We start from the raw sequence: 608 nt of genomic DNA on the forward strand, positions 1-608 counted from the left end.
CGGGCTGTCGCCGGAGGACGCGGGCCGCCTGCGCGAGGGGGCGGCGCGTCTGTCCGCGCCCGAACGCATGGGGCGGCTGTTCAAGGTGGTGGCGTTGCGTGCGCCGGGTCTGGCGCCCCTGCCGGGGTTTGGTGATGAAGGATAACGTGGCGGGCCGAGACAGCCTATGACCGGGGGAACGATGCGATGACGACGCAAGACTGGGTGCTGCGACATGTGGCGCTGGCGCCGGTGCGGCACGGGTTCTTCACCCGGCTGGGCGGCGTGTCGAAAGGGCCTTACGCGAGCCTGAACTGCTCGATGCGATCCGGCGACCGCCCGGAGGCTCTGGCCGAAAATCGCGCCCGCGTCGCGGGGGAGATGGGCGTCGCGCCGACGCATCTGCTGGGTGTGACCCAGGTGCACGGCGATGGCGTGGCGGTCGTGACCGATCCGTGGGACCGGGGGCCGGAGGCGGATGCGCTGGTCAGCACGCGCCCCGATATCGCGATCGGGGTGATCACCGCCGATTGCGCGCCCGTTCTGTTCATGGCGGAAGGTGGGGCCGTGGTGGGCGCGGCCCATGCGGGCTGGCGCGGTGCCGCGGGCGGTGTGCTCGAAGCCACGCT

Annotated in this window: 1 protein-coding gene; it reads left to right on the forward strand. The window is 72.2% G+C overall.

The genetic code is table 11. The features are described from left to right. Positions 1 to 186: 186 nt before the first annotated feature. On the forward strand, positions 187 to 608 hold a 422-nt coding region (locus HUK82_RS17075), incomplete at its 3' end, for a polyphenol oxidase family protein (RefSeq protein ID WP_176615020.1).

Source organism: Ameyamaea chiangmaiensis (assembly GCF_013376175.1).
Classification (GTDB): domain Bacteria; phylum Pseudomonadota; class Alphaproteobacteria; order Acetobacterales; family Acetobacteraceae; genus Ameyamaea; species Ameyamaea chiangmaiensis.